General features: G+C 66.7%; 28 protein-coding genes. 24 read left to right on the forward strand and 4 right to left on the reverse strand.

Translation table 11 applies throughout. From position 1 onward, the window contains the following. Window positions 1-70: 70 nt before the first annotated feature. The 7 genes from BM297_RS10935 (at window position 71) to murB (ending at window position 6,509) form a co-directional block, all read left to right on the forward strand. Window positions 71-2,296 (forward strand): DNA internalization-related competence protein ComEC/Rec2, encoded by a 2,226-nt coding sequence (locus BM297_RS10935; RefSeq protein ID WP_175526638.1) that lies wholly within the window; start codon window positions 71-73, stop codon window positions 2,294-2,296. Window positions 2,297-2,367: 71 nt separating this feature from the next. After that, window positions 2,368-3,003, forward strand: a complete 636-nt coding sequence (locus BM297_RS10940) for a MotA/TolQ/ExbB proton channel family protein (RefSeq protein ID WP_090307822.1) — start codon at window positions 2,368-2,370, stop codon at window positions 3,001-3,003. After that, window positions 3,000-3,431 (forward strand): ExbD/TolR family protein, encoded by a 432-nt coding sequence (locus tag BM297_RS10945; RefSeq protein ID WP_092431274.1) that lies wholly within the window; start codon window positions 3,000-3,002, stop codon window positions 3,429-3,431. The genes BM297_RS10940 and BM297_RS10945 overlap by 4 nt, the downstream gene beginning before the upstream one ends. Beyond that, entirely contained in the window at window positions 3,431-4,429 is a 999-nt protein-coding gene (lpxK, locus tag BM297_RS10950; protein ID WP_092431276.1) for a tetraacyldisaccharide 4'-kinase, read from the forward strand. Before BM297_RS10945 ends, lpxK begins: the two co-directional genes overlap by 1 nt. Before the next feature lie 40 nt (window positions 4,430-4,469). Further along, on the forward strand, window positions 4,470-4,655 hold the full coding sequence (locus BM297_RS10955) for a Trm112 family protein (protein WP_090307829.1): 186 nt from the start codon (window positions 4,470-4,472) through the stop codon (window positions 4,653-4,655). After that, window positions 4,652-5,416 carry a 3-deoxy-manno-octulosonate cytidylyltransferase gene (gene kdsB, locus BM297_RS10960; RefSeq protein WP_092431277.1) on the forward strand — a complete coding sequence of 255 codons (765 nt, stop codon included), beginning with the start codon at window positions 4,652-4,654 and terminating at the stop codon, window positions 5,414-5,416. Before BM297_RS10955 ends, kdsB begins: the two co-directional genes overlap by 4 nt. Before the next feature lie 73 nt (window positions 5,417-5,489). Continuing rightward, entirely contained in the window at window positions 5,490-6,509 is a 1,020-nt protein-coding gene (murB, locus tag BM297_RS10965) for a UDP-N-acetylmuramate dehydrogenase (RefSeq protein ID WP_092431279.1), read from the forward strand. A gap of 105 nt (window positions 6,510-6,614) precedes the next feature. On the opposite strand, the gene rne is transcribed toward murB, so the two are convergent. After that, window positions 6,615-9,806: a ribonuclease E gene (gene rne, locus BM297_RS10970; protein WP_092431281.1), complete on the reverse strand. Its 3,192-nt coding sequence runs from the start codon at window positions 9,804-9,806 to the stop codon at window positions 6,615-6,617. 542 nt (window positions 9,807-10,348) lie between these two features. Here rne and rluC point away from each other — a divergent pair. From rluC to BM297_RS10985, 3 genes are read left to right on the forward strand one after another with little or no spacing between them, the layout of a single operon-like run. Continuing rightward, window positions 10,349-11,302 (forward strand): 23S rRNA pseudouridine(955/2504/2580) synthase RluC, encoded by a 954-nt coding sequence (rluC, locus tag BM297_RS10975; protein ID WP_092431285.1) that lies wholly within the window; start codon window positions 10,349-10,351, stop codon window positions 11,300-11,302. Beyond that, on the forward strand, window positions 11,295-11,990 hold the full coding sequence (locus tag BM297_RS10980; RefSeq protein ID WP_092431287.1) for an HAD-IA family hydrolase: 696 nt from the start codon (window positions 11,295-11,297) through the stop codon (window positions 11,988-11,990). The genes rluC and BM297_RS10980 overlap by 8 nt, the downstream gene beginning before the upstream one ends. Next, a complete protein-coding gene (locus tag BM297_RS10985; protein ID WP_092431291.1) occupies window positions 11,977-12,954 on the forward strand; it encodes a S49 family peptidase in 978 nt (325 codons plus the stop codon). Before BM297_RS10980 ends, BM297_RS10985 begins: the two co-directional genes overlap by 14 nt. Before the next feature lie 4 nt (window positions 12,955-12,958). Here the strand turns inward: BM297_RS10985 and BM297_RS10990 are convergent, their stop codons facing one another. Further along, complete coding sequence (locus BM297_RS10990; RefSeq protein ID WP_092431296.1) at window positions 12,959-13,537, reverse strand: Maf family protein; 579 nt, start codon at window positions 13,535-13,537, stop codon at window positions 12,959-12,961. 107 nt (window positions 13,538-13,644) lie between these two features. Here BM297_RS10990 and BM297_RS10995 point away from each other — a divergent pair, with 107 nt between their 5' ends. From BM297_RS10995 to BM297_RS11055, 13 genes are all read left to right on the forward strand, one after another. Further along, complete coding sequence (locus tag BM297_RS10995; protein ID WP_092431301.1) at window positions 13,645-14,175, forward strand: YceD family protein; 531 nt, start codon at window positions 13,645-13,647, stop codon at window positions 14,173-14,175. Window positions 14,176-14,187: 12 nt separating this feature from the next. Continuing rightward, complete coding sequence (gene rpmF, locus BM297_RS11000) at window positions 14,188-14,370, forward strand: 50S ribosomal protein L32 (RefSeq protein ID WP_090307860.1); 183 nt, start codon at window positions 14,188-14,190, stop codon at window positions 14,368-14,370. Window positions 14,371-14,373: 3 nt separating this feature from the next. Continuing rightward, window positions 14,374-15,384, forward strand: a complete 1,011-nt coding sequence (gene plsX / locus BM297_RS11005) for a phosphate acyltransferase PlsX (RefSeq protein ID WP_092431306.1) — start codon at window positions 14,374-14,376, stop codon at window positions 15,382-15,384. A 109-nt stretch (window positions 15,385-15,493) separates the two neighbouring features. Then, window positions 15,494-16,432, forward strand: a complete 939-nt coding sequence (gene fabD, locus BM297_RS11010) for an ACP S-malonyltransferase (RefSeq protein WP_092431310.1) — start codon at window positions 15,494-15,496, stop codon at window positions 16,430-16,432. Between the two features lie 18 nt (window positions 16,433-16,450). Continuing rightward, window positions 16,451-17,191, forward strand: a complete 741-nt coding sequence (gene fabG, locus BM297_RS11015) for a 3-oxoacyl-ACP reductase FabG (RefSeq protein ID WP_092431311.1) — start codon at window positions 16,451-16,453, stop codon at window positions 17,189-17,191. Between the two features lie 204 nt (window positions 17,192-17,395). Further along, a complete protein-coding gene (gene acpP, locus BM297_RS11020; protein ID WP_090307873.1) occupies window positions 17,396-17,635 on the forward strand; it encodes an acyl carrier protein in 240 nt (79 codons plus the stop codon). Between the two features lie 134 nt (window positions 17,636-17,769). Beyond that, window positions 17,770-19,014, forward strand: a complete 1,245-nt coding sequence (gene fabF, locus BM297_RS11025) for a beta-ketoacyl-ACP synthase II (protein WP_092431315.1) — start codon at window positions 17,770-17,772, stop codon at window positions 19,012-19,014. Further along, window positions 19,014-19,829 carry an aminodeoxychorismate lyase gene (pabC, locus tag BM297_RS11030; protein ID WP_092431320.1) on the forward strand — a complete coding sequence of 272 codons (816 nt, stop codon included), beginning with the start codon at window positions 19,014-19,016 and terminating at the stop codon, window positions 19,827-19,829. The genes fabF and pabC overlap by 1 nt, the downstream gene beginning before the upstream one ends. A gap of 2 nt (window positions 19,830-19,831) precedes the next feature. After that, window positions 19,832-20,887, forward strand: a complete 1,056-nt coding sequence (gene mltG / locus BM297_RS11035) for an endolytic transglycosylase MltG (RefSeq protein WP_092431324.1) — start codon at window positions 19,832-19,834, stop codon at window positions 20,885-20,887. Then, window positions 20,884-21,516: a dTMP kinase gene (gene tmk, locus BM297_RS11040; RefSeq protein ID WP_092431328.1), complete on the forward strand. Its 633-nt coding sequence runs from the start codon at window positions 20,884-20,886 to the stop codon at window positions 21,514-21,516. The genes mltG and tmk overlap by 4 nt, the downstream gene beginning before the upstream one ends. After that, entirely contained in the window at window positions 21,509-22,495 is a 987-nt protein-coding gene (locus BM297_RS11045) for a DNA polymerase III subunit delta' (RefSeq protein ID WP_092431331.1), read from the forward strand. Before tmk ends, BM297_RS11045 begins: the two co-directional genes overlap by 8 nt. A gap of 33 nt (window positions 22,496-22,528) precedes the next feature. After that, complete coding sequence (locus tag BM297_RS11050) at window positions 22,529-22,885, forward strand: PilZ domain-containing protein (protein ID WP_092431333.1); 357 nt, start codon at window positions 22,529-22,531, stop codon at window positions 22,883-22,885. Next, window positions 22,885-23,676 carry a TatD family hydrolase gene (locus BM297_RS11055; RefSeq protein ID WP_092431338.1) on the forward strand — a complete coding sequence of 264 codons (792 nt, stop codon included), beginning with the start codon at window positions 22,885-22,887 and terminating at the stop codon, window positions 23,674-23,676. Before BM297_RS11050 ends, BM297_RS11055 begins: the two co-directional genes overlap by 1 nt. 288 nt (window positions 23,677-23,964) lie before the next feature. Here the strand turns inward: BM297_RS11055 and BM297_RS11060 are convergent, their stop codons facing one another. Then, window positions 23,965-25,092: an aminotransferase class V-fold PLP-dependent enzyme gene (locus tag BM297_RS11060; RefSeq protein WP_092431342.1), complete on the reverse strand. Its 1,128-nt coding sequence runs from the start codon at window positions 25,090-25,092 to the stop codon at window positions 23,965-23,967. 146 nt (window positions 25,093-25,238) lie between these two features. Between BM297_RS11060 and BM297_RS11065 the strand changes: the two genes are divergently transcribed. Next, window positions 25,239-25,808 (forward strand): DUF1285 domain-containing protein, encoded by a 570-nt coding sequence (locus BM297_RS11065; protein WP_092431347.1) that lies wholly within the window; start codon window positions 25,239-25,241, stop codon window positions 25,806-25,808. Between the two features lie 45 nt (window positions 25,809-25,853). Here the strand turns inward: BM297_RS11065 and BM297_RS11070 are convergent. After that, window positions 25,854-26,882 (reverse strand): electron transfer flavoprotein-ubiquinone oxidoreductase (locus BM297_RS11070; RefSeq protein WP_139231051.1); only part of this gene is annotated, 1,029 nt, incomplete at its 5' end.

The following is a 26,882-nucleotide window of genomic DNA, read 5'->3' on the forward strand; positions in this document are numbered from 1 at the left end:
ACGGCTTGTCGGTCATTCTGTAACAGGGTTTCACCAGCGCCGCCTGCCGGCCTGTTCAAGGATGAACATCATGCGATTGGGAATGATCGCTCTCTGTAGCGGGCTGCTGTGCCTGCGTTTCCTGCCGGTGTTGCCGGGCAGTGGCGCTCTGCTCATGCTGACGGTGTTGGGCGCGGCCCTGCTGGTGTCGCGCTTCCATCCGTTCGGATTGTTCCTGCTCGGTCTGGCCTGGGCCTGCACCTCGGCGCAGTGGGCGCTGGACGACCGGCTGCCGAGCGAGCTGGACGGCCAGACCCTATGGCTCCAGGGCCGGGTCACGGGCCTGCCGGAGGCGGATGCGGGGGTCGTGCGCTTCTATCTGGAGGCGGCCGAGTCGCGTCGCACGGCGTTGCCGCAGCGCCTGCGGCTGTCCTGGTACGGCGCGCCACCACTGGCCGCCGGCGAGGTCTGGCGCCTGGCCGTGCGCCTCAAGCGTCCGCGTGGCCTGGTCAATCCGCATGCCTTCGATTACGAGGCCTGGCTCACCGCGCGGCGTATCGGCGCCACCGGTACGGTCAAGGCCGGCGAGCGGCTGCACGCCGTCGACGGACCGTCGGGCTGGCGCGACAGTCTGCGCCGCCGCCTGCTGGCGGTGGAGGCGCGCGGCCGCGAGGGCACCCTGGCGGCGCTGGTGCTGGGTGACGGCTCGGGGCTGAGCGACGCCGACTGGCAGATCCTGCAGGCCACCGGCACCGTCCATCTGCTGGTGATCTCCGGGCAGCATGTGGCGCTGCTCGGCGGACTGCTCTATGCGCTGGTGCTCGGACTGTTCCGTCTCGGCTGGTGGCCGCGCCAGTGGCCCTGGCTGTCGTTCGCCTGCGGGCTGGCCATGCTCGGCGCGCTGGGCTACGGGCTGCTGGCCGGTTTCGAGGTGCCGGTGCAGCGGGCCTGCGCCATGCTCGCCGTGTTGCTGTTGTGGCGCTGGCGCTTTCGCCATCTGGGCGTGTGGTTGCCGCTGCTGGTGGCGTTGACTCTGCTGCTGCTGGCCGAGCCGCTGGCCAGCCTGCAGCCGGGCTTCTGGCTGTCGTTCGCCGCGGTGGCGCTGCTGGCCTGGTGTTTCAGCGGAAGGCTGGGACCTCCGGCCGCCTGGCAGGTGTTGCTGCGCGCGCAGTGGGCGATGGCGCTGGGGTTGTTGCCGCTGTTGTTGGCATTGGGATTGCCGGTCAGCACCAGTGGCCCGCTGGCCAACCTGCTGGCCGTGCCCTGGGTCGGTATTGCGGTGGTGCCGCTGGCGTTGCTCGGCACCCTGCTGCTGTCGCTGCCCGGGGTGGGCGGCAGTCTGTTGTGGCTCGCCGGCATACAGCTGGAGCTGCTGTTTGCCCTGCTGGCCTGGCTGGCCGAGCTGGCGCCGGCCCTGCAGTTGACGGCAGCCCCGGGGTGGGCGGTATTGCTCGGCATGCTGGGGGTGTTGCTGGCGCTGTCGCCGGTGGGCGTGCCGGTGCGCCTGTTCGGCGCACTGATGCTACTGCCGCTGCTGTGGCCGCCAGTGGTGGCGGTGCCTGACGGGCAGGCCGAGGTGCACCTGCTGGATGTCGGCCAGGGTCTGGCGGTGCTGGTGCGCACGCGCAGGCATGAGGCGTTGTACGACGCGGGGCCGGCCAGTCGCAGTTTCGACAGTGGCGAAAAGGTGGTGCTGCCGACCCTGCGCGGTCTCGGCGTGCGACAGCTGGATCTGCTGCTGCTCAGCCACGCCGATCAGGATCACGCCGGCGGAGCGGCGGCGCTGCTGGCCGGATTGCCGGTGACACGCTTGCTCAGTGGCGAGGCGCCGGCTCTGCAGCTGTCCCGGCCCGCCGAGGCCTGCCGCGATGGCGAGCGCTGGCAATGGGATGGCGTGCAATTCACCACCTGGGTCTGGAGTACGGCGACCAATGCCAACGATGCCTCCTGCGTGCTGTTGGTCGAGGCACAGGGCGAGCGCCTGCTGCTGACCGGCGACATCGGCGTCGCCGGTGAGCGACATCTGCTGGACAGTGGGCGGGATCTGCACGCCGACTGGCTGCTGGCGGCTCATCACGGCAGTCGCAGCTCCTCCTCGGCCGCCTTCGTTGCCGCGGTGGCGCCAAGGGCCGTGCTGTTTTCCCGTGGTTGGCTCAATTCGTTCGGCCACCCCCATCCGTCGGTGGTAGCGCGTTATCGGGCGGCGGGTGCCCGTCTGCACGACACCGCTGGCGAGGGCGCGCTGCGCATTCGGCTCGGACGTCATGGAGCGCTTGCCGGCGAGCGCGGTGAATCGCGCTTCTGGCGGGAAAAATGAGAACGGCGGCGGGCGGCAGGGTGGCGACGCTGTGCTAGAGTGGCGCCACTTTTTCGAGGGGGTTGGCAACTGTGTGGGAACTGGTCAAAGCCGGCGGCTGGATGATGCTGCCGATCATTCTCTGTTCTATCGCCGCTATCGGCATCAGTGCCGAGCGCCTGTGGACTCTGCGTCCGGCACGGATCACGCCGGCCAATCTGCTCGGCCAGGTCTGGCGCTGGATTCAGGACAAGCAGCTGGACGGCCAGAAGCTCAAGGAGCTGCGCGCCTCATCGCCGCTGGGCGAGGTGCTGGCCGCCGGCCTGGCCAACTCCAAGCATGGTCGCGAGGTGATGAAGGAATGCATCGAGGAGGCGGCCGCCCGGGTCATCCATGAGCTGGAACGCTACCTCAACGCCCTGGGCACTATCGCCGCCATCGCACCGCTGCTCGGCCTGCTCGGTACCGTGCTGGGCATGATCGAGATCTTCAGCGGCTTCATGGGCAGCGGCATGGCCAATGCGCCGGTGCTCGCCGGCGGCATTTCCAAGGCCCTGATCACCACCGCGGCCGGCCTGTTCGTCGGCATTCCGGCCCTGTTCTTCCATCGCTACCTGCAGCGTCGCGTCGACGAGCTGGTGGTGGGCATGGAACAGGAGGCCATCCGCCTGGTGGAAGTGGTGCAGGGCGACCGTGACGTCGATCTGGGCGAGGGCGGCAAGCGGTGAAATTGCGGCGCAAACCACGGGAGAACGTCGAGATCGGCCTGGCGCCGCTGATCGACGTGGTGTTCATCCTGCTGCTGTTCTTCGTGGTGACCACCACCTTCACCCGCGAGACCCAGCTGAAGATCGACCTGCCGGAAGCCGACAGCGCGACGCCGGTGGAGGAAGCCCAGCTCAAGCAGCTGGAAGTCATGATCGCTGCCGACGGCAGCTATTCGCTCAACGGCCAGAGCCTGGTCAAGAGCGACCTGGCGACCCTGAGCAGTGCGCTGCAGAAGGAGTCGGCGGGCGACAGCAGCCTACCTCTGGTGATCAGCGCCGATGCGCGTACTCCGCACCAGGCGGTGATCACGGCGATGGACGCGGCCGGCAAGTTGGGCTTTTCCCGTCTGCGCATCACCACGGTCGAAGCGCAGCCGGCCCAGCCCTGATGAGTATCGCCGAGCGTCTGACGGTGGCCTGGTATCAAGGCCATCCGGCCCTGGTCCTGCTGCGTCCGCTGGAGGCGCTGTACCGGCGGGTGCAGCGCCGCCGGCGCGCCGACTTCCTCAGTGGCCGCAAGCCGGCCTGGCGTGCGCCGGTGCCGGTGATCGTGGTCGGCAACATCACCGTCGGCGGTACCGGCAAGACGCCGATGATTCTCTGGCTGATCGAACACTGCCGCGCCCGCGGGCTGCGCGTCGGCGTGGTCAGTCGCGGCTACGGCGCCACGCCGCCCTGTCTGCCCTGGCGGGTGCGCGCCGGGCAGGCGGCCGGCGAGGCCGGCGACGAGCCGCTGATGATCGTCGAGCGCAGCGGGGTGGCGCTGATGATCGACCCCGATCGCCCACGCGCGGTGCAGGCGCTGCTCGAGCAGGAGCCGCTGGACCTGATCCTCAGCGACGACGGCCTGCAGCACTATCGGCTGGCCCGCGATCTCGAGCTGGTGCTGATCGATGCCGCCCGCGGCCTCGGCAATCGCCGCTGCCTGCCGGCCGGTCCGCTGCGCGAGCCGCTGGAGCGCCTGGGCGAAGTGGACGCCTGCCTGCTCAATGGGGCTGCCGGCGACGGCGAGGCCGGCTTTGCCTTCAACCTGCGCCCCAGCGCCCTGGTCAACCTGGCCAGCGGCGAGCGCCGCCCGCTCGACAGTCTGCCTGCGGGCCAGGCGGTGCACGCGGTGGCCGGTATCGGCAATCCGCAGCGTTTCTTCACGACCCTCGAGGCGCTACACTGGCGCCCGGTTCCGCATGCCTTTGCCGACCACGCGAGCTACAGCCGCGAGGATCTGCGCTTCAGTCCGGCCCTGCCGTTGCTGATGACCGAGAAGGATGCGGTGAAATGCCGGGCATTTGCCGCCGATGACTGGTGGTATCTGGCGGTCGATGGTCTGCCGTCACCGGCCTTCGTGGCCTGGTTCGACGCCCAGCTCGAGCGCCTGCTGCCACGCTGACGCCGGCGGTCCCCCTGATGTGTCACCCCAGGACTGGACCATGGACCCGAAACTTCTCGATATTCTCGCCTGCCCGCTGTGCAAGGGCCCCCTCAAGCTCAGCGACGACAAGTCTGAGCTGATCTGCAAGGCCGACGCCCTGGCCTTTCCGGTGCGCGACGGCATCCCGGTGATGCTGGAAGGCGAGGCGCGCACCCTCACCGTCGACGAGCGTCTCGACAAATGAGCATGGACTTCGTCGTCGTCATTCCCGCCCGTTACGCCTCCACCCGTCTGCCCGGCAAGCCGCTGCAGGACATCGCCGGCAAGCCGATGATCCAGCACGTCTGGGAGCAGGCCAGCAAGAGTGCGGCCAGTCGCGTGGTGGTGGCCACCGACGATGCGCGCATCGTCGAGGCCTGCCAGGCTTTCGGTGCCGAGGTGCTGCTGACCCGCGCCGACCACAATTCCGGCACCGACCGGCTGGCCGAGGTGGCCAGCCAGCTGGGCCTGGCCAGCGACGCCATCGTGGTTAACGTCCAGGGCGATGAGCCGCTGATTCCGCCGGCGATCATCGACCAGGTGGCCGCCAACCTGGCGGCCCATCCCGAGGCGGGCATCGCCACCCTGGGCGAGCCGTTGCATGACGCGGCCCAGCTGTTCAATCCCAACGTGGTCAAGCTGGTCGCCGATGCCCGCGGTCTGGCGCTGACCTTCAGTCGTGCGCCGCTGCCCTGGGCGCGCGACGCCTTCGCCGCCGGCCGCGAGCAGCTGCCGCAAGGCGTGCCGTTTCGCCGCCATATCGGCATCTACGCCTACCGCGCCGGTTTCCTCCACGACTTCGTCGCCTGGGGCCCGTGCTGGCTGGAAGACACCGAGTGCCTCGAGCAGCTGCGCGCGCTCTGGCATGGCGTGCGCATCCATGTCGCCGACGCTCTCGAGGCGCCGCCGGCCGGGGTCGACACGCCGGAAGACCTGCAGCGTGTGCGTCAGCTGTTGGGAGCCTGAGCATGCGCCTGTCGTTGATTGGTCCCGGCAGTCTCTGTCGCGCAGCCGCGATCGAAGCGATCCGGGAGGTCCTGTGAGCCTGAGTGTGCATGAGCGGCAGTCGCTGCAACGTTACAACACCTTCGGCGTGGCGGTGGCGGCGCGCTGGTATGCCGAGGCAGCCAGCGATGGAGAGGTGCGCGAGGCCCTGGAGGCGGCCCGGCAGCGCGGTAGCGAGCTGTTGGTGCTCGGTGGCGGCAGCAACCTGCTGCTGACCGCCGACCTGGACGCCTTTGTCCTGCGCATGGTCAGCCGCGGCCGGAGCCTGCTGGGCGAGCAGGGCGTTCAGGTGCTGGTCGAGGCCGAGGCCGGCGAGCCCTGGCATCCTTTCGTGCAGTGGACCCTGGAGCAGGGGCTGGCCGGGCTGGAGAACCTCAGCCTGATTCCCGGCACAGTCGGTGCGGCGCCGATGCAGAACATCGGTGCCTACGGCGTCGAACTCAAGGACGTGCTGCACAGTCTGGTGGCGCTGGATCGCTCGACCGGCGAGCTGCGCGAGTTCGGGGTCGACGAGTGCGAGTTTGCCTATCGCTACAGTCGCTTCAAGCGCGAGAGCGGGCGCTGGTTGATCCTCAGGGTGCGCTTCGCCCTGAGTCGCGACGGCGCGCTGCATCTGGATTACGGTCCGGTGCGTCAGCGCCTGCAGGAGCAGGGCATCACCACGCCGACGGCGCTGGACGTCAGTCGGGCGATCTGTGCGATTCGCGCGGAAAAGCTGCCCGATCCGCAGGTGCTGGGCAATGCCGGTAGCTTCTTCAAGAATCCGCTGGTCAGCGAGGCTCAGGCCGCCCAGCTGCGCGCCCAGTGGCCGGGGCTGGTCGGCTATCCGGCCGGCGCCGGGCAGGTCAAGCTGGCGGCCGGCTGGCTGATCGAGCAGGCCGGCTGGAAGGGCTATCGCGACGGCGATGCCGGCGTGCATGCGCTGCAGGCACTGGTGCTGGTCAATTACGGCGCGGCCACTGGCGCACAGCTGCTGGCGCTGGCTGAGCGGATCCAGGTGGATATCCGCAGACGCTTCGCTGTCGAACTGGAGATCGAGCCGGTGGTCTGCTGAGGGTGTGACAGGTCGCTTGGCAGCGCCGCTGGCGTGTTGGTCGCCACAAACAAAAAGGGGGAATGCCGAAGCATTCCCCCTTTTTGTTGGGCGCTAGCCGGGCTGTCAGGCCTGAGGCTTGCGCTCCTCTTCAGGCTGGGCCTGCTCCTGGGGCACAGCTTCCGCCTCGGCTGCGGCAGCCTGCTCGCTGGTGCTGGCAGGTTGTTCGGCTTCGCCCTGCGTCTGCTCGGTTGCCGCAGTTGCGCTGCTCGCCTCGGCCGCAGTTGCGCTGACCTCGGCTGCCGCGGGGGCTTCCTCGGCAACGGCGGGAGCGCTGGTTTCGCTTGCTGCAGCTGCTTCGCTGGCCTGGCGTGCGGCTTGCTCGGCAGCCGCGGCTTCGCGGGCCAGGCGCTCGGCCTCGCGGCGACGACGACGCTCACGCGGATCGTTCGGCGCGCGGGAGCCGGCCGCTGCGGCGGCTTCTTCGCTGGCTTCGCTGCTGGTGGTTACGCCAGTGGCCTCGGTCTCGACCACTGCCTCTTGGGCGACGGCGGTCACTTCCGGAGCTGCGACGCTCACTGCCGGCACCTCGGTCGGCTCGCCGCTTTCACGGCTGACAACGACTTCGGTTTCGACTGCAGCGGCTGCCGGTTCGGCGCTGGCTGCTGCTTCCTCGGGGGCGGCGGCGCTGGCGATTTCAGTCGCGGTTACGGCTGCAACGGCGGTGCCGGCGGCAGCGAGTGCGATGGCGTCGGCGGTAGCCTGACGCGCCAGGCTGTCTTCCTCGCTCGGCAGTTCATCCGGACCGGCTTCGCGCTGGCGCTCGCGGCGGTTGCTGCGGCGGCGCTGGCCACGCGAACGACGGCGCGGACGCTCGCCTTCGGCACCTTCTGCCTGCTCTTCCTGGTTCAGCTCTTCCTCGAGGGTCTCTTCTTCGGCGCTGGCCTGCTCGGCAGTCTCTTCGCTGCGCGCGACACGCGGCGCTCGCTCGCTGCGCGGCTTGCGCTCGGCGCGCTCCTCGCGGCGACCTTCGGTCTGCTCGGCGGCTTCTACCGGACGAGATTCCTCGGTGCTGGCGGTCTCTTCGGTCACCGGAAGCTCTTCGCGGGGCTGACGCTCCTCACGGGGCTGGCGTTCCTCGCGCGGTTGACGCTCTTCGCGGGGCTGGCGTTCCTCACGGGGCTGTCGCTCCTCGCGCGGTTGGCGTTCTTCGCGGGGCTGACGCTCCTCACGCGGTTGACGCTCTTCGCGGGGCTGACGCTCCTCACGCGGTTGACGCTCTTCGCGGGGCTGACGCTCCTCGCGTGGTTGGCGTTCCTCGCGCGGCTGACGCTCCTCGCGCGGTTGACGCTCTTCACGCGGTTGGCGTTCCTCACGCGGCTTGCGCTCCTCGCTCACCGGGCGCTCTTCGCGGGGCTTGCGCTCTTCGCGCGGTTTGCGTTCCTCGCGCGATTTGCGCTCGCCGCGTTCACCACGCTCGCTGCGCTCGCCGTCGCGACGACGGTTCTGCTGGCGGCCGTTGCGGCGCTCTTCGCTGCGTTGCGGGCGCTCGCCGGTGCTCGGCTGCTCGCTGGCGGCGGTCGGCTTGGCCTCTTCCTTGCCGGCAAACAGGCCAACCAGCGAGCGGATCAGGCCCTTGAACAGGCTCGGCTCGGGTGTCGGGTGGGCCAGCGGGGCGGGTGCGGCCGCCGCAGCCGGTGCTTCGACGACCTGCGGCGCCGGGCGCTCGTGGGTCACGGTCTTGACGACCGCTTCCTGACGCACCAGGGTGCGGGTGGCCGCTACCGGCTGGACTTCCTCGACCTCGGTCGGGGTCATCTCGTAGCTGGACTGGCCGACCAGGGCGTCGGTGCTGTCGTCGCGCAGACGCTGCACTTCGAAGTTCGGCGTCTCCAGATGATCGTTCGGCAGGATGACGATGCGCGCACGGGTGCGCAGCTCGATCTTGGTGATGGCGTTGCGCTTCTCGTTGAGCAGGAAGGCGGCTACCGGGATTGGCACCTGGGCGCGCACTTCGGCGGTGCGGTCCTTGAGGGCCTCTTCCTCGATCAGGCGCAGGATCGCCAGCGACAGCGATTCGACGTCACGGATGATGCCCTGGCCGTTGCAGCGCGGGCAGACGATGCCACTGGTTTCGCCGAGCGACGGACGCAGGCGCTGGCGGGACATTTCCAGCAGGCCGAAGCGCGAGATGCGGCCGACCTGGACGCGGGCGCGATCGGCCTCCAGGCATTCGCGGACCTTGTCTTCCACGGCGCGCTGGTTCTTCGCCGGGGTCATGTCGATGAAGTCGATGACGATCAGGCCGCCGATGTCGCGCAGGCGCAGCTGGCGGGCGATTTCCTCGGCCGCTTCCAGGTTGGTCTGCAGCGCGGTTTCCTCGATGTCGCTGCCCTTGGTGGCGCGCGCCGAGTTGATGTCGATGGAAACCAGAGCCTCGGTCGGGTCGATGACGATGGAGCCGCCGGAGGGCAGCTTCACTTCGCGCTGGAAGGCGGTCTCGATCTGGCTCTCGATCTGGAAGCGGTTGAACAGCGGCACGCTGTCCTGGTACAGCTTGATCTTGCTGGCGTACTGCGGCATCACCTGCTGGATGAAGCTCAGGGCTTCCTCCTGGGCTTCGACGCTGTCGACCAGCACCTCGCCGATGTCCTGGCGCAGGTAGTCGCGGATGGCGCGGATGATGACGTTGCTTTCCTGGTAGATCAGGAAGGGCGCGGCGCGGTCCAGGGAGGCTTCCTTGATCGCGGTCCACAGCTGCACCAGGTAGTCGAGGTCCCACTGCAGTTCTTCGCTGGAGCGGCCGAGGCCGGCGGTGCGCACGATCAGGCCCATGTCGCCCGGGGCGTTGAGGCCGTTGAGGGCTTCGCGCAGTTCGTTGCGCTCCTCGCCCTCGATGCGCCGCGAGATGCCGCCGGCGCGCGGGTTGTTGGGCATCAGCACCAGGTAGCGGCCAGCCAGGCTGATGAAGGTGGTCAGCGCGGCACCCTTGTTGCCACGCTCCTCCTTCTCGACCTGAACGATGACTTCCTGGCCTTCGCGGAGCACGTCCTTGATGTTGACGCGACCCTCGGGGGCCTTGCTGAAGTATTCGCGGGAGATTTCCTTGAGCGGCAGGAAGCCGTGACGATCGGCGCCGAAGTCGACGAAGGCAGCCTCGAGGCTGGGCTCGACGCGGGTGATGCGGCCCTTGTAGATGTTGGCCTTCTTCTGCTGGCGAGCGCCCGATTCGATGTCGAGGTCGAACAGACGTTGGCCGTCGACCAGGGCAACACGCAACTCTTCGGGTTGAGTCGCGTTGATCAGCATTCTTTTCATGTAGTACCAATGGTTTCCGGGCTGCCGGAAACGGCGGTTGGCACACACGACTCTCGTGGGCGGTGTCAGGTGCGCCGGGAACGGTCTGGCCGTTGCCCTTGTCAAGCGCCGCAGGCACTGGCCTGGCGCGACTGGCGTCTCCTGCTAACTGTCAGGCACAGAAGCACTCATTCAGGAGGAGGAATCAAACGACACTGCGGACGCTCTTGGCGTCTGGGAAGTCGAGTGCTACGCAGTCGGTCGTTTGTGCGTCTCCACCCTGCACATATCCGTGAGAATCGGGTGCCGCGCGCAGAATCCGCAGCGGGTTAGCATTTGCACGGAGCGCCTGGCGATCCGTACGTCATGTCTCGAGGCTGGGTTTCCGGGTCATCCACTAGCACTGGCGGATGTCCCGTCGGACGGCCTGACGTCCAGTAATCGTATCTCCGGTGCCGGATTGTCTTGTCTGGCACGGGATGAATGCCGCTTTTGGCGGCGTCGGGACTATAGCAGCAATCATTAAGTGCTTCAATTCGGGGAAAAATTGCTATGATTCGCGCATGACAACTCCCTCTCAAATCTCCACTGGCGTCCAGCTGCTCGAAGTGCAGCCGGAGATCGCCGGGCAGCGCATCGACAACTTTCTCCGTACCCAGTTGAAAGGTGTTCCCAAGACATTGATATATCGCATTCTTCGCAAGGGCGAAGTGCGTGTGAACAAGGGGCGCATCAAACCCGAGTACAAGCTGCAGGCGGGCGATGTGGTGCGTGTGCCGCCGCTGCGCGTGGCCGAGCGCGACGAGCCCGAACCGCTGGCTCAGGGCCTGCTGCAGCGCCTCGAGGCGGCCATCGTCTACGAGGACAAGGCGCTGATCGTGCTCAACAAGCCGGCCGGCATCGCCGTGCATGGCGGCAGTGGCCTGAGCTACGGGGTGATCGAGGCCTTCCGGCAGTTGCGCCCGGATGCCAAGGATATCGAGCTGGTGCATCGTCTCGATCGCGACACTTCGGGCCTGCTGATGATCGCCAAGAAGCGCAGCATGCTGCGTCATCTTCATGAGGCGCTGCGTGGCGACGGGGTGGACAAGCGTTACCTGGCGCTGGTACGCGGCAGCTGGCCGACCGCGAAGAAGCGCATCAGTGCTCCCCTGCTGAAGAACAATCTGCGTTCCGGCGAGCGCATGGTCGAGGTCAATCCGGAAGGCAAGGATGCGCTGACCGAGTTTCGCGTGGTGCGCCGCTTCGGCGACTTCGCCACGCTGGTCGAGGCCAGTCCGATCACCGGGCGGACCCACCAGATCCGCGTCCACGCCAAGCATGCCGGGCACTCGATTGCCGGCGACAGCAAGTACGGCGACGAAGAGTTCACCCGCGAGATCCGCGAGCTGGGCGGCAAGCGCCTGTTCCTGCATGCGCATGCCTTGCGCGTGACGCTGCCCGATGGCGGCGTGCTCGAGCTGCAGGCGCCGGTGGACGAGATGTGGGCGAAAACCCTGGAGCGTCTGGGTGCTTGATCGTCAACTGCTGGTGTTCGACTGGGATGGCACCCTGGTCGACTCGATCTCCCGGATCGTCGAGTCGATGTGCGTGGCGGCGGACGAGTGCGCGTTGCCGCAGTTGGGCGAGATGACCATTCGCGGGATCATCGGTCTCGGTCTGCCCGAGGCGATCCGCAGTCTCTATCCCGATCTGGAGGATCCGCAGCGGGTGGCGCGCTTCCGCCAGGTCTACAGTGATCATTACCTCCAGCTGGAAAGCACGCCCTCGCCATTGTTCGAGGGGGTGCGCGAGTCGCTGCTGGACTTTCGCGAGCAGGGCTACCGGCTGGCGGTGGCCACCGGCAAGAGTCGCCGCGGTCTGGAGCGGGTGCTGGCCGGGCATGGCTGGCAGGACTTCTTCGATGTCACGCGCTGCGCCGATGAAACGGCCAGCAAGCCGGACCCGCGCATGCTGCACGAGATCCTTGCGCATTGTGGGCTGGCGCCCGAGCAGGCGCTGATGGTGGGTGACTCGCCCTTCGATCTGCAGATGGCGCACAACGCCGGCATGATGGCGGTGGCGGTGGGGTACGGTGCGCAGTCGCTCGAAGTGCTACAGGGGTATCGTCCGCACCTGGCCATTCAGCGCTTTGCTGAGCTCGGGTGCTGGCTGACGCAAGGTAATCGCTCTATGGATGAGGGGGCTGGGCATGCAGTCGGATGAATGGAAGGCGGCGTCGGCGCCGTCGGATGACAAGACCTGGAAACTGCTGGAAAAGGCAGTGCTGGCCGGTGTGGTCGAGCAACGTCGTTCGCGGCGCTGGGGGATCTTCTTCAAGAGTCTCGGCTTTCTCTATGTGTTCGTGGTGCTGTTCCTGTTTTCGCCCTGGTCGAGCCTGGAGAAGGCGGCTGCGCTGAAGTCGCATACCGCGTTGATCGAGGTGAAAGGGGTGATCGCCGACGAGGAGCGGGCCAGTGCCGACAATATCGTCGGCAGCCTGCGGGCGGCCTTCGAGGACAAGAATACCCGTGCGGTTGTGCTGCGGATCAACAGTCCGGGCGGGAGTCCGGTGCAGTCGGGCTACATCTATGACGAGATCCGCCGCCTGCGTGGCGAGTATCCGGATATCAAGCTGTACGCGGTGATCACCGATCTGGGCGCTTCGGGTGCCTACTACATCGCCAGTGCGGCCGATGCCATCTACGCCGACAAGGCCAGTCTGGTGGGCTCCATCGGCGTGACCGCGTCGGGTTTTGGTTTTGTCGATGTCATGCAGAAGGTCGGGGTCGAGCGCCGCGTGTATACCTCCGGCGAGCACAAGACCTTCCTCGATCCGTTCATGCCGCAGAAGGCCGAGGAAACTCGCTTCTGGGGTGAGGTGCTCGACACCACCCACAAGCAGTTCATTGCCAGTGTCAAGCAGGGGCGTGGCGAGCGCCTCAAGGACAAGGAGCATCCCGAGTTGTTCTCCGGGTTGGTCTGGTCCGGCGAGCAGGCGCTCGGGCTGGGGCTGATCGACGGGCTGGGCAGCGCCAGCTACGTGGCGCGCGAGGTGGTCGGCGAAAAGAATCTGGTCGACTTCACCCGCAAGGAGTCGCCGATCGATCGCTTTGCCAAGAAGCTGGGGGCTGGCGTGGCCGAGCAGATTTCGCTGTGGACGGAGTTGCGCGGCCCGGTGCTGCGCTGAGCGGTCAGGGGATCTGCACGCCTTCGGCGAGCAGCATGTCGACCAGGCGGATCAGCGGTAGGCCGATCAGGCTGGTGGCGTCCTCGCCGCTGGTGCTACGAAACAGGCTGATACCGAGGCCTTCAGATTTAAAGCTGCCGGCGCAGTCGTAGGGCTGCTCCAGGCGCAGGTAGCGCTCGATGCTTGCGTCGTCGAGCGGGCGGAAATGTACGGTAAAGGGTACGCAGGCGGTTTGTGTGTGGCCGCTCTGCGAGTTGTGCAAGCACAGGCCGGTATAGAAGGTCACGCTGGCGCCGCTGGCCGCACGCAGCTGCTCGCGGGCGCGCTCGAAGGTGTGCGGCTTGCCGAGAATCTGCCTGTCGAGGGCGGCGACCTGGTCGGAGCCGATGATCAGGTGTTGCTGGTGACGGCTGGCGAGGGCGCGGCTTTTCTGTTCGGCCAGGCGGCAGACCAGCTGTTCGGCGCTTTCCCCCGGCAGCGGGCTTTCGTCGATCTCCGGCGCCTGGCAGTCGAACGGCAGGCGCAAGCGCTCGAGCAGGGCGCGACGGTAGGGTGAGCTGGAGGCGAGAATCAGGGGCAGCATGTTGATCTCCTTGGAATTTGTCGGCGATTTTAGGTGTCCCGCTGGCCTGCTGCACGTGCGGAAATTTCTTTGACAGTTAAAAGGGGTATCCCTAGAATGGCGCGCTTATGTTGAAAGGGCCGATTCCATCTCACATCGATCCGCGCAAACTCGCCGATCGCGGCAACACCCTCGAGGGTGATTGGCCGCTCAAGCAGTTTGAACGGCTCTGCGAGCAGTTGGTCAGCGATGCCGGAAATGTCCATGCTCGTTTCGAGTTTGGGCGTGACGAGCAGCGGATGATCGTCATGCGCGGTGAACTCGATGTCGAGGTGCAGATGGTTTGCCAGCGTTGTCTGGAGCCGGCGACTCTTCCTGTGCACAGCGAGTTCATCTACGCCGTGCTCAAGGAGGGCGCTTCGCTGGACGGTTTGCCGAAAGGCTACGATGCGCTGGAAGTGGGTGAGGAGCCGCTCGACCTGATTGCTGTGGTCGAGGATGAGCTGCTGCTTGCGTTACCCATCGTCCCGGCCCACGACCCCGATAAATGCCAACACCCGGCAGGGTTTGCGGCAGCACCAGAACCGAGCGTCAACGAGGTTTCGCGGTCCAACCCGTTCGATGTACTGGCGCAGTTGAAACGTGACCCAAACGTTTAGGAGTTAATCAGTATGGCTGTTCAGCAGAACAAAAAGTCTCGTTCCGCCCGCGACATGCGCCGTTCGCACGATGGCCTCGTGGCTAGCGCGCTGTCCGTCGAGAAGAGCACCGGTGAAGTTCACCTGCGCCACCACGTAAGCCCGGAAGGCGTTTACCGTGGTCGCAAGGTGATCGACAAGGGCGCTGACGAGTAATCCTTGTCCGCTCCGGTCATCGCGATTGATGCAATGGGTGGGGACTTCGGTCCCCACTGCATTGTTCCGGCCTGCATTGCCAGTCTGGCCGAACATCCCTCCCTGCGGCTGATCCTCGTCGGCCTGCCCTCCGTTATCGAACCGCTGATTGCAGAGCATCCCTCTGTGGATCGGTCGCGTCTGCTTGTGCATCCCGCCAGCGAAGTGATTGCGATGGACGACCGTCCGGCGCAGGTGCTGCGTGGCAAACTCGATTCCTCCATGCGCCAGGCTCTGGAACTGGTGCGCTGCGGCACGGCTCAGGCCTGCGTGAGTGCCGGCAATACCGGTGCGCTGATGGCGCTGTCGCGTCATGTGCTGAAGACCCTGCCGGGTGTCGATCGGCCGGCGATGGTCACGGCCATTCCGACCCTGGGTGGCAGCTGTCACCTGCTCGATCTGGGTGCCAACATCGATTGCAGTGCCGAGCATCTCTACCAGTTTGCGGTGATGGGTGCGGTCGCCGCCGAGGCGCTGGGTACGCCGAATCCGCGCGTGGCGTTGCTTAACGTCGGTACCGAGGAGATCAAGGGCAATCAGCAGGTCAAGCTAGCGGCCAGTCTGCTGCGTCAGGCGCGTGTGCTGAACTACATCGGCTTCGTCGAGGGCGATGGCCTGTATCGCGGTGAGGCGGATGTGGTGGTGTGCGACGGCTTTGTCGGCAACATCGTGCTCAAGGCCAGTGAGGGTCTGGCGGCGATGATCGTGGCGCGCGTCGAGACGCTGTTCCGCTCCGGTCCGGCTGCCCGGCTGGTTGGCTGGCTGGCGTTGCCGCTGCTGCGCCGCCTGCAGAACGAGCTGCGTCCTGCCCGGCACAATGGCGCAAGCTTTCTCGGTCTGCAGGGGATCGTGGTAAAAAGTCACGGCAGCGCGGGGCCGGAAGGTTTCCGCATGGCCATCCGGCGGGCGCTGGCGGAAGTCGGTGAGAACCTGCCGCAGCGTCTGCACGGACGCCTTGAGCATCTGCTGCTTTAATTGCCCGGGTGTGACCCGTGGCCAATGCCTGTCATCCAATGGTCAGTTTGCTGTGTTGCCGTGGGTGACGCAGCCCTCCTGACGAACAAGTACACAAGGGACTTGCTCCATGTCTTCTTCCCTCGCTTTCGTTTTCCCCGGTCAGGGCTCCCAGGCGGTCGGCATGCTCGCCGAGCTGGGTGCGCAACATGCCGTGATCCGCGAGACCTTTGCCGAAGCCTCGGCGGCCTTGGGCTACGACCTCTGGGCGCTGACCCAGGAAGGTCCGGTCGAGCTGCTCAACCAGACCGACAAGACCCAGCCGGCCATCCTGGCGGCCTCCGTGGCCCTGTGGCGGCTGTGGCTAGCCGAGGGTGGTGCGCAGCCGGCCTTCGTTGCCGGTCACAGCCTGGGTGAGTACTCGGCGCTGGTGGCGGCCGGCAGCCTGGCGTTCGCCGATGCGGTCAAGCTGGTCGAGCTGCGTGGCCAACTGATGCAGCAGGCGGTGCCGGCCGGGCAGGGCGGCATGGCGGCGATCCTCGGTCTGGACGACGATGCCGTGCGGGCCGCCTGCGCCGAGGCAGCGCAGGGTGAGGTGGTCAGTGCGGTCAACTTCAATGCGCCGGGTCAGGTGGTGATTGCCGGTTCGGCCGCCGCCGTCGAGCGGGCCATCGAGGCGTGCAAGGCGCGTGGTGCCAAGCGCGCCATGGCGCTGCCGGTGAGCGTGCCGTCGCACTGCGCGCTGATGCGTCCGGCGGCGGAAAAGTTCGCCGCCGCGGTGGAGGCCATCGACTGGAAGCTGCCGCAGATCGCCATCGTGCAGAACACCAGCGCCCAGGTCCCCGTCGATCTCGAGGTGCTCAAGCGCGACCTGCTGGCGCAGCTGTACAGCCCGGTACGCTGGGTCGAGTCGGTGGTGCTGCTGGCCGAGCGCGGCGTGACCGAGTTGGTCGAGTGCGGTCCGGGCAAGGTGCTGTCCGGTCTCAACAAGCGCTGCGCCAAGGGCGTGAATACCTACAATCTGGATACCCCCGAGGCCTTTGCCGCTGCCCGTGCGGCGCTGGTCTGAACATCAGGAGAATCACCCATGAGTCTGCAAGGTAAGGTGGCTCTGGTCACCGGCGCCACCCGCGGCATCGGTCAGGCCATCGCCCTGGAGCTGGGGCGTCAGGGCGCCATCGTCATCGGTACCGCCACCAGTGCGGCCGGTGCCGAGCGCATCGCCGAATTCCTCAAGGCCAACGGCATCGAGGGCGCCGGCCTGGTCCTCGATGTGTCCAGCGACGAGTCGGTGGCCCAGACCTTGGAGCACATCCAGCAGCATCTCGGTCAGCCGGCCATCCTGGTCAACAATGCCGGCATCACCCGCGACAACCTGATGCTGCGCATGAAGGATGACGAGTGGCACGACGTCATCAACACCAACCTCACCAGCATCTACCGCCTGTCCAAGGCCGTGTTGCGCGGCATGACCAAGGCGCGCTGGGGTCGCATCATCAACATCAGTTCGGTGGTCGGCTCCATGGGCAACGCCGGGCAGGCCAACTACGCTGCAGCCAAGGCCGGCGTCGAGGGCTTCTCGCGCGCATTGGCGCGTGAGGTGGGTTCGCGCGGCATCACCGTCAACGCGGTGGCGCCGGGCTTCATCGATACCGACATGACCCGCGAGCTGCCGGAGGCCCAGCGCCAGGCCCTGCTGACCCAGATTCCGCTGGGGCGCCTGGGTCAGGCCGAGGAAATCGCCAGCGTGGTTGCCTTCCTGGCCGGCGATGCTGGAGCCTATGTGACCGGCGCGACCATTCCGGTCAACGGCGGCATGTACATGTAAGAAAACGGTGGCCGGCATGGGTCTGCCACCGCTGCTGTCCCACCTCTGTAGCGGTAGGTGGCTGTTTTTACTGGTGCTTGCGGCGGTCGCCGTGTGAATCAGTTCGACAGGTCGGCAAGGGTTTTGCTTGAAAAGCTGAAAACCCTTTCTATACACTAGCCGCCACCAGCTACATGGAACTCTCCATAGGAGTGAGAACTAGATATGAGCACTATTGAAGAACGCGTCAAGAAAATCGTTGCCGAGCAGCTTGGCGTAAAAGAAGACGAAGTGACCAACAGCGCTTCCTTCGTTGAAGACCTGGGTGCTGACTCCCTGGACACCGTCGAGCTGGTAATGGCTCTCGAGGAAGAATTCGAGACCGAAATCCCGGACGATCAGGCCGAGAAGATCACCACCGTTCAGGAAGCCATCGATTACATCAATGCTCATGGTCAGCAGTAAGTAATCGTCGGTTCCGACCGGAAAAAGCCGCACGTCCCTACAAAGGCGTGCGGTTTTTCTTTGTGTAAAAGGAAGACGTAGCGGCAAACTGGCTACGCTTCACCGCTGTAGTGGATCAACAAGAGGAGAGCGCTGTGTCGCGTAGACGCGTCGTGGTCACCGGTCTCGGCATGCTGTCACCCCTCGGCCCGGATGTGGCCAGCAGTTGGCAGGGTGTGTTGGCGGGTCAGAGTGGTATCGGTCCCATTGGGCATATGGACGTCTCGGCTTTCGCCACCCGCTTTGGTGGTGCGGTCAAAGGCTTCAATGTCGAGGACTACCTGCCGGCCAAAGAAGCTCGCAAGATGGACCTCTTCATCCAGTACGGCCTGGCAGCCAGTTTCCAGGCGGTGCGTGATGCCGGTCTGGAAGTCACCGATGCCAATCGCCAGCGCATCGGTGTGGCCATGGGTTCGGGCATTGGCGGCCTGACCAATATCGAGAACAACGCCAAGTCGTTGCACGAGCAGGGGCCGCGGCGGATCTCGCCGTTCTTCGTGCCGGGCTCGATCATCAACATGATTTCCGGATTCCTGTCGATCCATCTGGGCACACAGGGTCCCAACTACGCGATCACCACCGCCTGTACCACGGGTACCCACTGCATCGGCATGGCGGCACGCAACATCGCCTATGGCGACGCCGACGTGATGATCGCCGGTGGTGCGGAGATGGCCAGCTGCGGCCTCGGTCTCGGTGGTTTCGGTGCGGCGCGTGCGCTGTCCACCCGCAACGACGATCCCGCGCGGGCCAGCCGTCCGTGGGACCGTAATCGCGATGGTTTCGTGCTGGCCGACGGTGCCGGCGCCCTGGTGCTGGAAGAGCTCGAGCATGCCCGCGCCCGTGGCGCGCGCATCTATGCCGAGCTGGTCGGCTTCGGTATGAGTGGCGATGCCTACCACATGACCGCGCCGCCGGAGACCGGTGAAGGCGCCGCACGTTGCATGGAGAATGCCCTGCGCGATGCCGGGCTGAAGCCGGAGCAGGTGCAGTACATCAACGCCCATGGCACCTCCACCCCGGCCGGCGATCTCGCCGAAGTCGCCGCGGTCAAGCGGGTGTTCGGCGAGCATGCCTACCGTCTGGCCGTCAGCTCGACCAAATCGATGACCGGCCACCTGCTCGGCGCCGCCGGCGCGGTCGAGGCGATTTTCAGCATCCTCGCCCTGCGCGACCAGGTGGCACCGCCGACCATCAACCTCGACGAACCGGACGAGGGCTGCGACCTCAACTTCGTCGCCCATGAGGCGCAGGCCATGCCGATCGATGTGGCGGTGTCCAACTCCTTCGGCTTTGGCGGCACCAACGGTACGCTGGTGTTCCGCCGTCTGGCGGACTGATGCCAGTGTGGATCGACGGTCGCCCGGCAGCGCTGCTGCCGGTGACCGACCGCGGTCTGGCCTACGGCGATGGTCTGTTCGAGACCATCGCCGTACGGCAGGGGCATATCGCCCTGCTCGAGCGCCATCTGCAGCGCCTGGGCGAGGGCGCCCGGCGCCTGGCCCTGCCGCTTGATCTCGCCCTGGTGCGCAGCGAGCTGCTTGCTTTCGCCGGCGAACTCGGCCATGGCGTGGCCAAGCTGATCGTCACCCGCGGCGATGGCCAGCGCGGCTACGCGCCGCCGGCCGACGCGCACTGTCGGCGCATCCTCAGCGGCAACCCGCCGCCGGCCTATCCCGTCGGCCATCGCCTGGACGGCATTCGCCTGCATCCCTGCGCCACCCGGCTGGCCGAGCAGCCGCTGTTGGCCGGGCTCAAGCACCTCAATCGCCTCGAACAGGTTCTGGCCCGCGCCGAATGGCAGGATCCGGCCTGTGCCGAAGGCCTGATGTGCGACAGCAGCGGGCGGGTGATCGAAGGCGTGTTCAGCAACCTGTTCATGGTGCGTGGCGGTGAACTGCTGACCCCTTCGCTGGCGCGCTGCGGCGTGGCCGGGGTGATGCGCGCTGAGATCCTCGTCCGTGCAGCCGCTGCCGGCGTGGCGACGCGGATCGGCGATCTCGACTGCGCCGAACTGCTTGCGGCCGATGAAGTCTTCCTGTGCAACAGTCAGTACGGCATCTGGCCGGTGGTCGCGCTCGATTGCCACCGCTGGCCGGTAGGTGAGCTGACCCGTAAACTGCAAGGTCTGCTTGTCGACCTGGTGGATGCCTGATCGTGAAACGTTTTCTGCTCTACCTGCTGGAGGGCGGCCTGATGCTGGCCGGCCTGCTGCTGGTCTTCGCCGGCTGGCAGCAGCATGTGGCGCTCAAGCAGCCCCTGGTGCTCGCCGAGGAGCGCCTGCTCGAGGTGCCTGCCGGAGCCACGCCCACTGGCCTGCTGAGTCGTCTCGAGGACGAGGGGGTGCTGGAGGGCTCGCTGTGGCTGCGTCTGTACTGGCGCTTCAATCTCGACGGCAAGGGCCTGCACAGCGGCGAATACCGCCTGACCCCGGGACAGACCGCCGGTGACCTGCTGGCCCAGTGGCAGCGCGGCGACGTGGTGCAGTACAGCCTGACGCTGGTCGAGGGCTGGACCTTCCGCCAGTTGCGCGCCGCGCTGGCCGCCCAGGAGCGTCTGGGGCAGACCCTCGCCGCTCTGGACGATGCGGCGGTGATGCAGCGGCTCGGTCTTGACGGTCAGCACCCGGAAGGGCGCTTCTTCCCCGATACCTATCGCTACGTGCGCGGCATGAGCGATATCGACCTGTTGCGTCAGGCCCATGAAAAGCTGACCCGCGTGCTCGACGAGGAGTGGCAGCGACGTGCCGAGGGCTTGCCGTATCGCGAGCCCTACCAGGCGCTGGTCATGGCCTCGCTGGTGGAGAAGGAGACGGGTGCGGCCCACGAGCGCGAGGAGATCGCCGGCGTGTTCATCCGCCGTCTGCGCCTGGGCATGCTGCTGCAGACCGATCCGACGGTGATCTATGGTCTGGGCGAGCGCTACACCGGCAACCTGACCCGTGCCCATTTGCGCGAGCCGACGCCCTACAACACCTACACCAATTCCGGCCTGCCACCGACGCCGATCGCCATGGTCGGTCGCGAGGCGATCCGCGCCGCGCTCAATCCGGCCGACGGCGACAGCCTGTACTTCGTCGCCCGCGGCGACGGTACCCACGTCTTCTCGCGCTCGCTCGACGAGCACAACCGCGCGGTGCGCGAATACCAGCTCAAGCGGCGTGCCGACTATCGATCCAGCCCGGCCGCGGCGCCACAAGGAAATACCCCGTGAGTGGTCTGTTCATCACCCTCGAAGGCCCCGAAGGCGCCGGCAAGAGTACCAATCGCGACTATCTGGCCGAGCGCCTCGTGAGCGCCGGCTGCGAGGTGCTGCTGACCCGCGAGCCGGGCGGCACGCCGCTGGCCGAGCGCATCCGCGAGTTGCTGCTCGAACCCAGCGCCGAACCGATGGCCGCCGATACCGAGCTGCTGCTGGTGTTCGCGGCGCGCGCCCAGCACCTGGCCCAGGTCATCCGCCCGGCCTTGGCGGCCGGCAAGGTGGTGCTCTGCGACCGCTTCACCGACGCCACCTACGCCTACCAGGGCGGTGGTCGTGGTCTGTCGCTGGAGCGCATCGCGCTGCTCGAGAACTTCGTGCAGGGCAGCCTGCGTCCGGACCTGACCCTGGTGTTCGACCTGCCGGTGGAAATCGGTCTGGCGCGCGCCGCCGCCCGCGGCCGCCTGGATCGCTTCGAGCAGGAAGCGCAGGGCTTCTTCGAGGCGGTGCGCCAGGCCTACCTGGTCCGCGCCCGCCAGGCCCCCGAACGCTATCGGCTGCTGGATGCCGCGCAGCCGCTGCCCGCGGTGCAGGCGCAGCTCGACGAGCTGTTGCCCGAGTTGTTGGAACGCGCCCGTGGCTGAAGCCTATCCGTGGCAGGCGGCGTTGTGGCAGCAGCTCAGTCGGCGCGAGCGGCATGCCCATGCCTATCTGCTGCACGGGCCGGCGGGGATCGGCAAGCGGGCGCTCGCCGAGCGCTTGGCTGGTCTGCTGCTGTGTCGTGCTCCCGCCGCCAATGATGCCTGCGGTCAGTGCAAGGCCTGCCTGCTGCTGCGCGCCGGCAGCCACCCCGACCTCTTCGAGTTGCAGCCAGAGGAGGCCGACAAGCCGATCAAGGTGGACCAGGTCCGCGAGCTGGTCGATTTCGTCGGTCAGACCGCGCAGCTCGGTGGGCGCAAGCTGGTCTTGCTGGAGCCTGCCGAGGCGATGAATCTGAATGCCGCCAACGCCCTGCTGAAAAGCCTGGAGGAGCCCTCCGGGGATACCGTGCTGCTGCTGGTCAGCCACCAGCCCAGTCGTCTGCTGCCAACCATCAGGAGCCGTTGTCAGCAGCAGGCCTGCCCGCTCCCGGGGCCGGCAGCGGCGCAGACCTGGCTGGCCGGCCAGTTGCCGGAGCTGGACGCGGCTGTGCATCAGCGCCTGCTCGAGCTGGCGGCCGGTTCGCCGCTGCGCGCGCTGCAGCTCTTTCGCGACGGCGTGCTCGAGCAGCGCACCCTGGTGGAGGAGGGGGTGAAGAAGCTGCTCAAGCAGCAGGTCACGCCCTCCGAACTGGCGGAAAGCTGGAAGAATGTCCCCCTGCCGTTGTTGCTGGACTGGTTCTGCGAATGGCTGTTGCTGGTACTGCGCTTCCAGATGAGCGGCGACGAGGCCGGGCTTGGCGCGCCGCAGATGGGCAAGGTGATCGGCTATCTCGCCGGACGCACACCCCTGCCGGCGGTGCTGGAGCTGCAGGACTGGCTGCTGGCGCAGCGGCAGAAGGTGCTCGGCAAGGCCAACCTCAATCGCGCACTGCTTCTCGAAGCACTGCTGGTGCGGTGGGCAAGCCTGCCGCGGGCAAGCTAGAATCGCCTCCCGGATCAGTCTCGGAACATCCCCATGAGCATGCCCCCGAACCTGGGTGGACGAAACGCCATCCTGACTCTTACCCTCAAGGACAAGGCCCAGCTGTACGCGGCCTACATGCCCTTCGTGCGCAATGGTGGCCTGTTCATCTCCACCAACAAGACCTACCGTCTGGGCGACGAGGTGTTCATGCTGCTCAGCCTGATGGATGAGCCGGAAAAGATCCCGGTCGCCGGCAAGGTGGTGTGGGTTACCCCCAAGGGCGCCCAGGGCAATCGTACCGCCGGCGTTGGAATACAGCTCAACGACAGCGACCGCAACACCCGCAACAAGATCGAAACCTACCTGGCCGGTGCGCTCAAGTCCGAGCGCCCGACCCTGACGATGTGATGACTCTCGTAGACTCCCACTGCCATCTCGATCGCCTCGACCTCGCGGCCCACGGCGGCTCCCTGGACGCCGCCCTGGCGGCGGCGCGTTCGCGCGGCGTCGGCCGCTTCCTGTGCATCGGCGTGAGTGCCGACAACGCCGCGGCGGTGCGCCGTCTGGCGGAGACCTACGACGACGTGTACTGCTCGATCGGCGTGCACCCGCTGGATCTCGAACCGGGCAGCGAGCCGGCGCTCGACTGGCTGCTGCGCGAGCTGGATCACCCGCGGGTGGTGGCCATCGGCGAGACCGGGCTGGACTACCACTACCAGCCCGAAGCCGCCGCCGTGCAGCAGGCCGGTTTCCGCCTGCATCTCGAGGCGGCACGACAGACCGGCAAGCCGGTGATCGTGCATACCCGCGAGGCGCGCGCCGATACCCTGGCCATGCTCGGCGAGGCCGATCTGCCCCAGGCCGGCGTGCTGCACTGCTTCACCGAGGACTGGGACATGGCCAGGGCGGCGCTGGACATGGGCTACTACATTTCCCTGTCCGGCATCGTCACCTTCCGCAATGCCGAGGCGTTGCGCGAGGTGGCGCGCCGCGTGCCGGCCGATCGTCTGCTGGTGGAAACCGATGCGCCCTATCTGGCGCCGGTGCCTCATCGCGGCAAGCCCAATTTGCCGGAGTACGTGCGCGATGTGGCGGAGTTTCTCGCCGAGGTGCGCGGCGTGAGCTTCGAAACACTGGCGGCGCAGACCACGGCCAACTTCCATCGTCTGTTTCCCCTGACCTCGGCGCTCGGCAGCTGACAGGCAAAAAAAACCCGGGTTCTGGGGGGGAATCCGGGCCAAGACCATTAGGAGTGAAACCGGAGGAAGCGTTCCCACGCCACTCCGACTGACGGGCACTTGGGGGGAGGTGCCACAATCAGTAATAACGAGTATTGACCAGCATCCTGCGTTTTGCCGGCAGGAATCCCCCGGTTTTAAAACAGATTTGAAATAGATCGGCCGTTGCTGAGCGCGTCCATGCATCACGGATGCCAGATTGGGCCGATTCTCCCCACTGCGGCCCCGCGGCAGGCGGCCAAATCCTCCTCAGGCCAGTTGCCGCAACAGTCCCAGCGTCTCCTCGATCACACCTTCCGGCGTATAGAAGTGCGGTGACAGGCGAATGCCGCCGCCGCGCTGGGCGCAGATCACCTGCTGCTGCTTCAGGCTCTCGAACAGTTGGCCGTTGTCCCGTCCGGCCAGGCTGAAGGTGAGGATTCCGGCGCGGCGCGCCGACTCCTGCGGGCTGAGCAGGCGGGCGCCGGGCAGGGCGGCGATGCCCGTGTGCAGCTGCGCGATGCGTTGCTCGATCAGTGTTTCCACCTGGGGCAGACCGACTTCCTCGAGCAGCGCCAGGCTGGCCTCCAGGGCCATGGCGCCGAGCATGTTCGGACTGCCGCACTCGAAACGGCGCGCGGTCTTCGCCGGCTGCCAGTCGCGGCGGTCGTAGTTGCCGGCGTCTTCCAGCATGTGCCAGCCGTATTCGTGCAGCCTGAGCTGTTCGCGCAGGTCGCGGCGACAATAGAACACCCCGAGGCCTTCCGGGCCGAGCATCCACTTGTGGCCGTCGGCCATGGCGAAGGCGCACTGGCTGGCCTGCACGTCGAACGGCTGGGCGCCGAGCTGCTGGATGGCGTCGACGCATAGCAGCACGCCACGCTGCATGCAGCCGGCGCCGAGGCGCACCAGGTCCAGGCGCAGGCCGCTGGCGTACTGCACGGCGCTGATCGCCAGCAGGCGGGTGCGTGGCGTGCACGCGGCGAGGAGAGCGGCCTCCGGATCGTCGCCGGCGAGGTTCACCTCGATCACCTCGACCCCCTGCGGGCACAGGGCCTCCCACACCACTCGATTGGAGGGGAATTCCTGGTCGCTGATCACCACCTGGTCGCCGGCCCGCCAGTCGAGGCCGAAGGCCACGAAGGACAGTGCTTCCGAGGTATTCTTGACCAGCGCCACGTCGGCGGTGGACGGCGCGTTGAGCAGGCGGGTCAGGCGCGCGCGCAGACGCTGCTCAACCTGCAGCCATTGCGGGTAGTCGCGGGCGCCGACACGCAGGTTCTGCTCGGCGAAGGCGCTCACCGCCTGGCTGGCGCGGCGTGGCCACGGCGCTACGGCGGCGTGATTGAGGTAGCGCAGGCCGGGCTCCTGGGGGAATTCGTCGTGCCATGCAGTCATGTCGGGCTCCGTGTAGGGCAAGATGGCGGGGCGGCATGCAGGTGGCGGTCAGGCGGCATGGCCGTTGGCGCAGCCACGATGTCGGGTGCGATTGTCGGGCCAATAATAAGCGCAAGTGCGCCAGCACAGACTTACAGGAGATGACTATGAGCGATTCGGACAAGGCGGGCGACCTGTTGCAACAGATTCCGCAGGCGGCCGGCAAAGGCCTGCCCCCGGTGCATCTGTGGAATCCGCCCTTCTGTGGCGATATCGACATGCGCATTGCTCGCGATGGCAGCTGGTTCTACATGGGCACGCCGATCGGGCGCAAGCCGATGGTGCGGCTGTTCTCAACCATCCTGCGTCGCGACGGCGACGCCTACTTCCTGGTGACCCCGGTGGAGAAGGTGGGCATTCGCGTCGACGATGCGCCCTTCGTGGCGGTGGAGCTGGAGGTGGAAGGCGCGGGTGAGGCGCAGCAGTTGCGCTTTCGCACCAATGTCGAGGATCAGCTGATGGCCGGGGCGGAGCATCCCCTGCGTGTCGAGCTGGACGCACAGACGGGCGAGCCTGCGCCCTACGTGCACGTGCGGGCCAATCTCGAGGCACTGATCCATCGCAACGTGTTCTATCAGCTGGTCGAACTGGCCGTGCCGCGCGAGATCGACGGGCAGGCATGGCTCGGGGTGTGGAGCGGCGGCGAGTTCTTCCCCATCGCCCCGCAGCCGGAGTAGGGCGGCAGAAACGGAAAAGGCCCCGCAGGGCCTTTTCGTCAGTGCTTACATGTTGGGGTAGTTCGGTCCACCGGTGCCTTCCGGGGCCACCCAGTTGATGTTCTGCGCCGGGTCCTTGATGTCGCAGGTCTTGCAGTGCACGCAGTTCTGCGCGTTGATCTGGAACTTCTTCTCGCCGCTTTCCAGGCTGACCACCTCGTACACCCCGGCCGGGCAGTAGCGCTGCGCCGGCTCGTCGTACAGCGGCAGGTTCTTCGCCAGCGGAATGCTCGCATCGGCCAGCTGCAGGTGGCAGGGCTGGTCTTCCTCGTGGTTGGTGTTGGAGAGGAATACCGAGGACAGCTTGTCGAAGCTCAGCTTGCCGTCCGGTTTCGGGTAGTCGATCTTCGCGCACGCGGCGGCCGGCTTCAGCGTGGCATGGTCCGGCGTGTTGTCGTGCAGGGTCAGCGGGATCTTGCCGCCGAACAGGTTCTGGTCGACGAAGTTGAACGCGCCGCCAAGGATGGCGCCGAACTTGTGGATGGCCGGACCGAAGTTGCGGCTGCGGAACAGCTCGTCGTACAGCCAGCTGTCCTCGAAGGCCTTCACGTAGTTGTTCAGCTCGTCGCCGCCCTCGCGGCCGGCGCCCAGCGCCTCGACGATCGCCTCGGCAGCCAGCATGCCGGACTTCATCGCGGTGTGGCTGCCCTTGATCTTGGCGAAGTTGAGGGTGCCCAGATCGCAGCCGATCAGCGCGCCGCCGGGGAAGACCATCTTCGGCAGCGAGTTGAGGCCGCCCTTGCAGATGGCGCGCGCGCCGTAGGCGATGCGCTTGCCGCCCTCCAGGTACTGCTTGACCACCGGATGGTGCTTGTAGCGCTGGAATTCGTCGAACGGCGACAGGTGCGGGTTGCTGTAGGACAGGTCGACGATCAGGCCGACCGACACCTGGTTGTTCTCCAGGTGATAGAGGAACGAGCCGCCCGGGTTGTCGTTATCCAGCGGCCAGCCGGCGGTGTGCACCACCAGGCCCTGCTCGTGCTTGGCCGGATCGATTTCCCACAGCTCCTTGATGCCGATGCCGTAGTGCTGGGC

The organism is Geopseudomonas sagittaria (genome assembly GCF_900115715.1).
Taxonomy (GTDB): Bacteria; Pseudomonadota; Gammaproteobacteria; order Pseudomonadales; family Pseudomonadaceae; genus Geopseudomonas; species Geopseudomonas sagittaria.

What these genes read in the sequence shown, in the direction of transcription:
- BM297_RS10935 (WP_175526638.1), top strand. Translation starts at nt 71, where the DNA reads ATGCGATTGGGAATGATCGCTCTCTGTAGCGGGCTGCTGTGCCTGCGT.
- lpxK (WP_092431276.1), top strand. Translation starts at nt 3,431, where the DNA reads ATGAGTATCGCCGAGCGTCTGACGGTGGCCTGGTATCAAGGCCATCCG.
- BM297_RS10955 (WP_090307829.1), top strand. Translation starts at nt 4,470, where the DNA reads ATGGACCCGAAACTTCTCGATATTCTCGCCTGCCCGCTGTGCAAGGGC.
- kdsB (WP_092431277.1), top strand. Translation starts at nt 4,652, where the DNA reads ATGAGCATGGACTTCGTCGTCGTCATTCCCGCCCGTTACGCCTCCACC.
- rne (WP_092431281.1), bottom strand. Translation starts at nt 9,806, where the DNA reads ATGAAAAGAATGCTGATCAACGCGACTCAACCCGAAGAGTTGCGTGTT.
- rluC (WP_092431285.1), top strand. Translation starts at nt 10,349, where the DNA reads ATGACAACTCCCTCTCAAATCTCCACTGGCGTCCAGCTGCTCGAAGTG.
- BM297_RS10985 (WP_092431291.1), top strand. Translation starts at nt 11,977, where the DNA reads ATGCAGTCGGATGAATGGAAGGCGGCGTCGGCGCCGTCGGATGACAAG.
- BM297_RS10990 (WP_092431296.1), bottom strand. Translation starts at nt 13,537, where the DNA reads ATGCTGCCCCTGATTCTCGCCTCCAGCTCACCCTACCGTCGCGCCCTG.
- BM297_RS10995 (WP_092431301.1), top strand. Translation starts at nt 13,645, where the DNA reads ATGTTGAAAGGGCCGATTCCATCTCACATCGATCCGCGCAAACTCGCC.
- rpmF (WP_090307860.1), top strand. Translation starts at nt 14,188, where the DNA reads ATGGCTGTTCAGCAGAACAAAAAGTCTCGTTCCGCCCGCGACATGCGC.
- fabD (WP_092431310.1), top strand. Translation starts at nt 15,494, where the DNA reads ATGTCTTCTTCCCTCGCTTTCGTTTTCCCCGGTCAGGGCTCCCAGGCG.
- fabG (WP_092431311.1), top strand. Translation starts at nt 16,451, where the DNA reads ATGAGTCTGCAAGGTAAGGTGGCTCTGGTCACCGGCGCCACCCGCGGC.
- acpP (WP_090307873.1), top strand. Translation starts at nt 17,396, where the DNA reads ATGAGCACTATTGAAGAACGCGTCAAGAAAATCGTTGCCGAGCAGCTT.
- pabC (WP_092431320.1), top strand. Translation starts at nt 19,014, where the DNA reads ATGCCAGTGTGGATCGACGGTCGCCCGGCAGCGCTGCTGCCGGTGACC.
- BM297_RS11050 (WP_092431333.1), top strand. Translation starts at nt 22,529, where the DNA reads ATGAGCATGCCCCCGAACCTGGGTGGACGAAACGCCATCCTGACTCTT.
- BM297_RS11055 (WP_092431338.1), top strand. Translation starts at nt 22,885, where the DNA reads ATGACTCTCGTAGACTCCCACTGCCATCTCGATCGCCTCGACCTCGCG.
- BM297_RS11060 (WP_092431342.1), bottom strand. Translation starts at nt 25,092, where the DNA reads ATGACTGCATGGCACGACGAATTCCCCCAGGAGCCCGGCCTGCGCTAC.
- BM297_RS11065 (WP_092431347.1), top strand. Translation starts at nt 25,239, where the DNA reads ATGAGCGATTCGGACAAGGCGGGCGACCTGTTGCAACAGATTCCGCAG.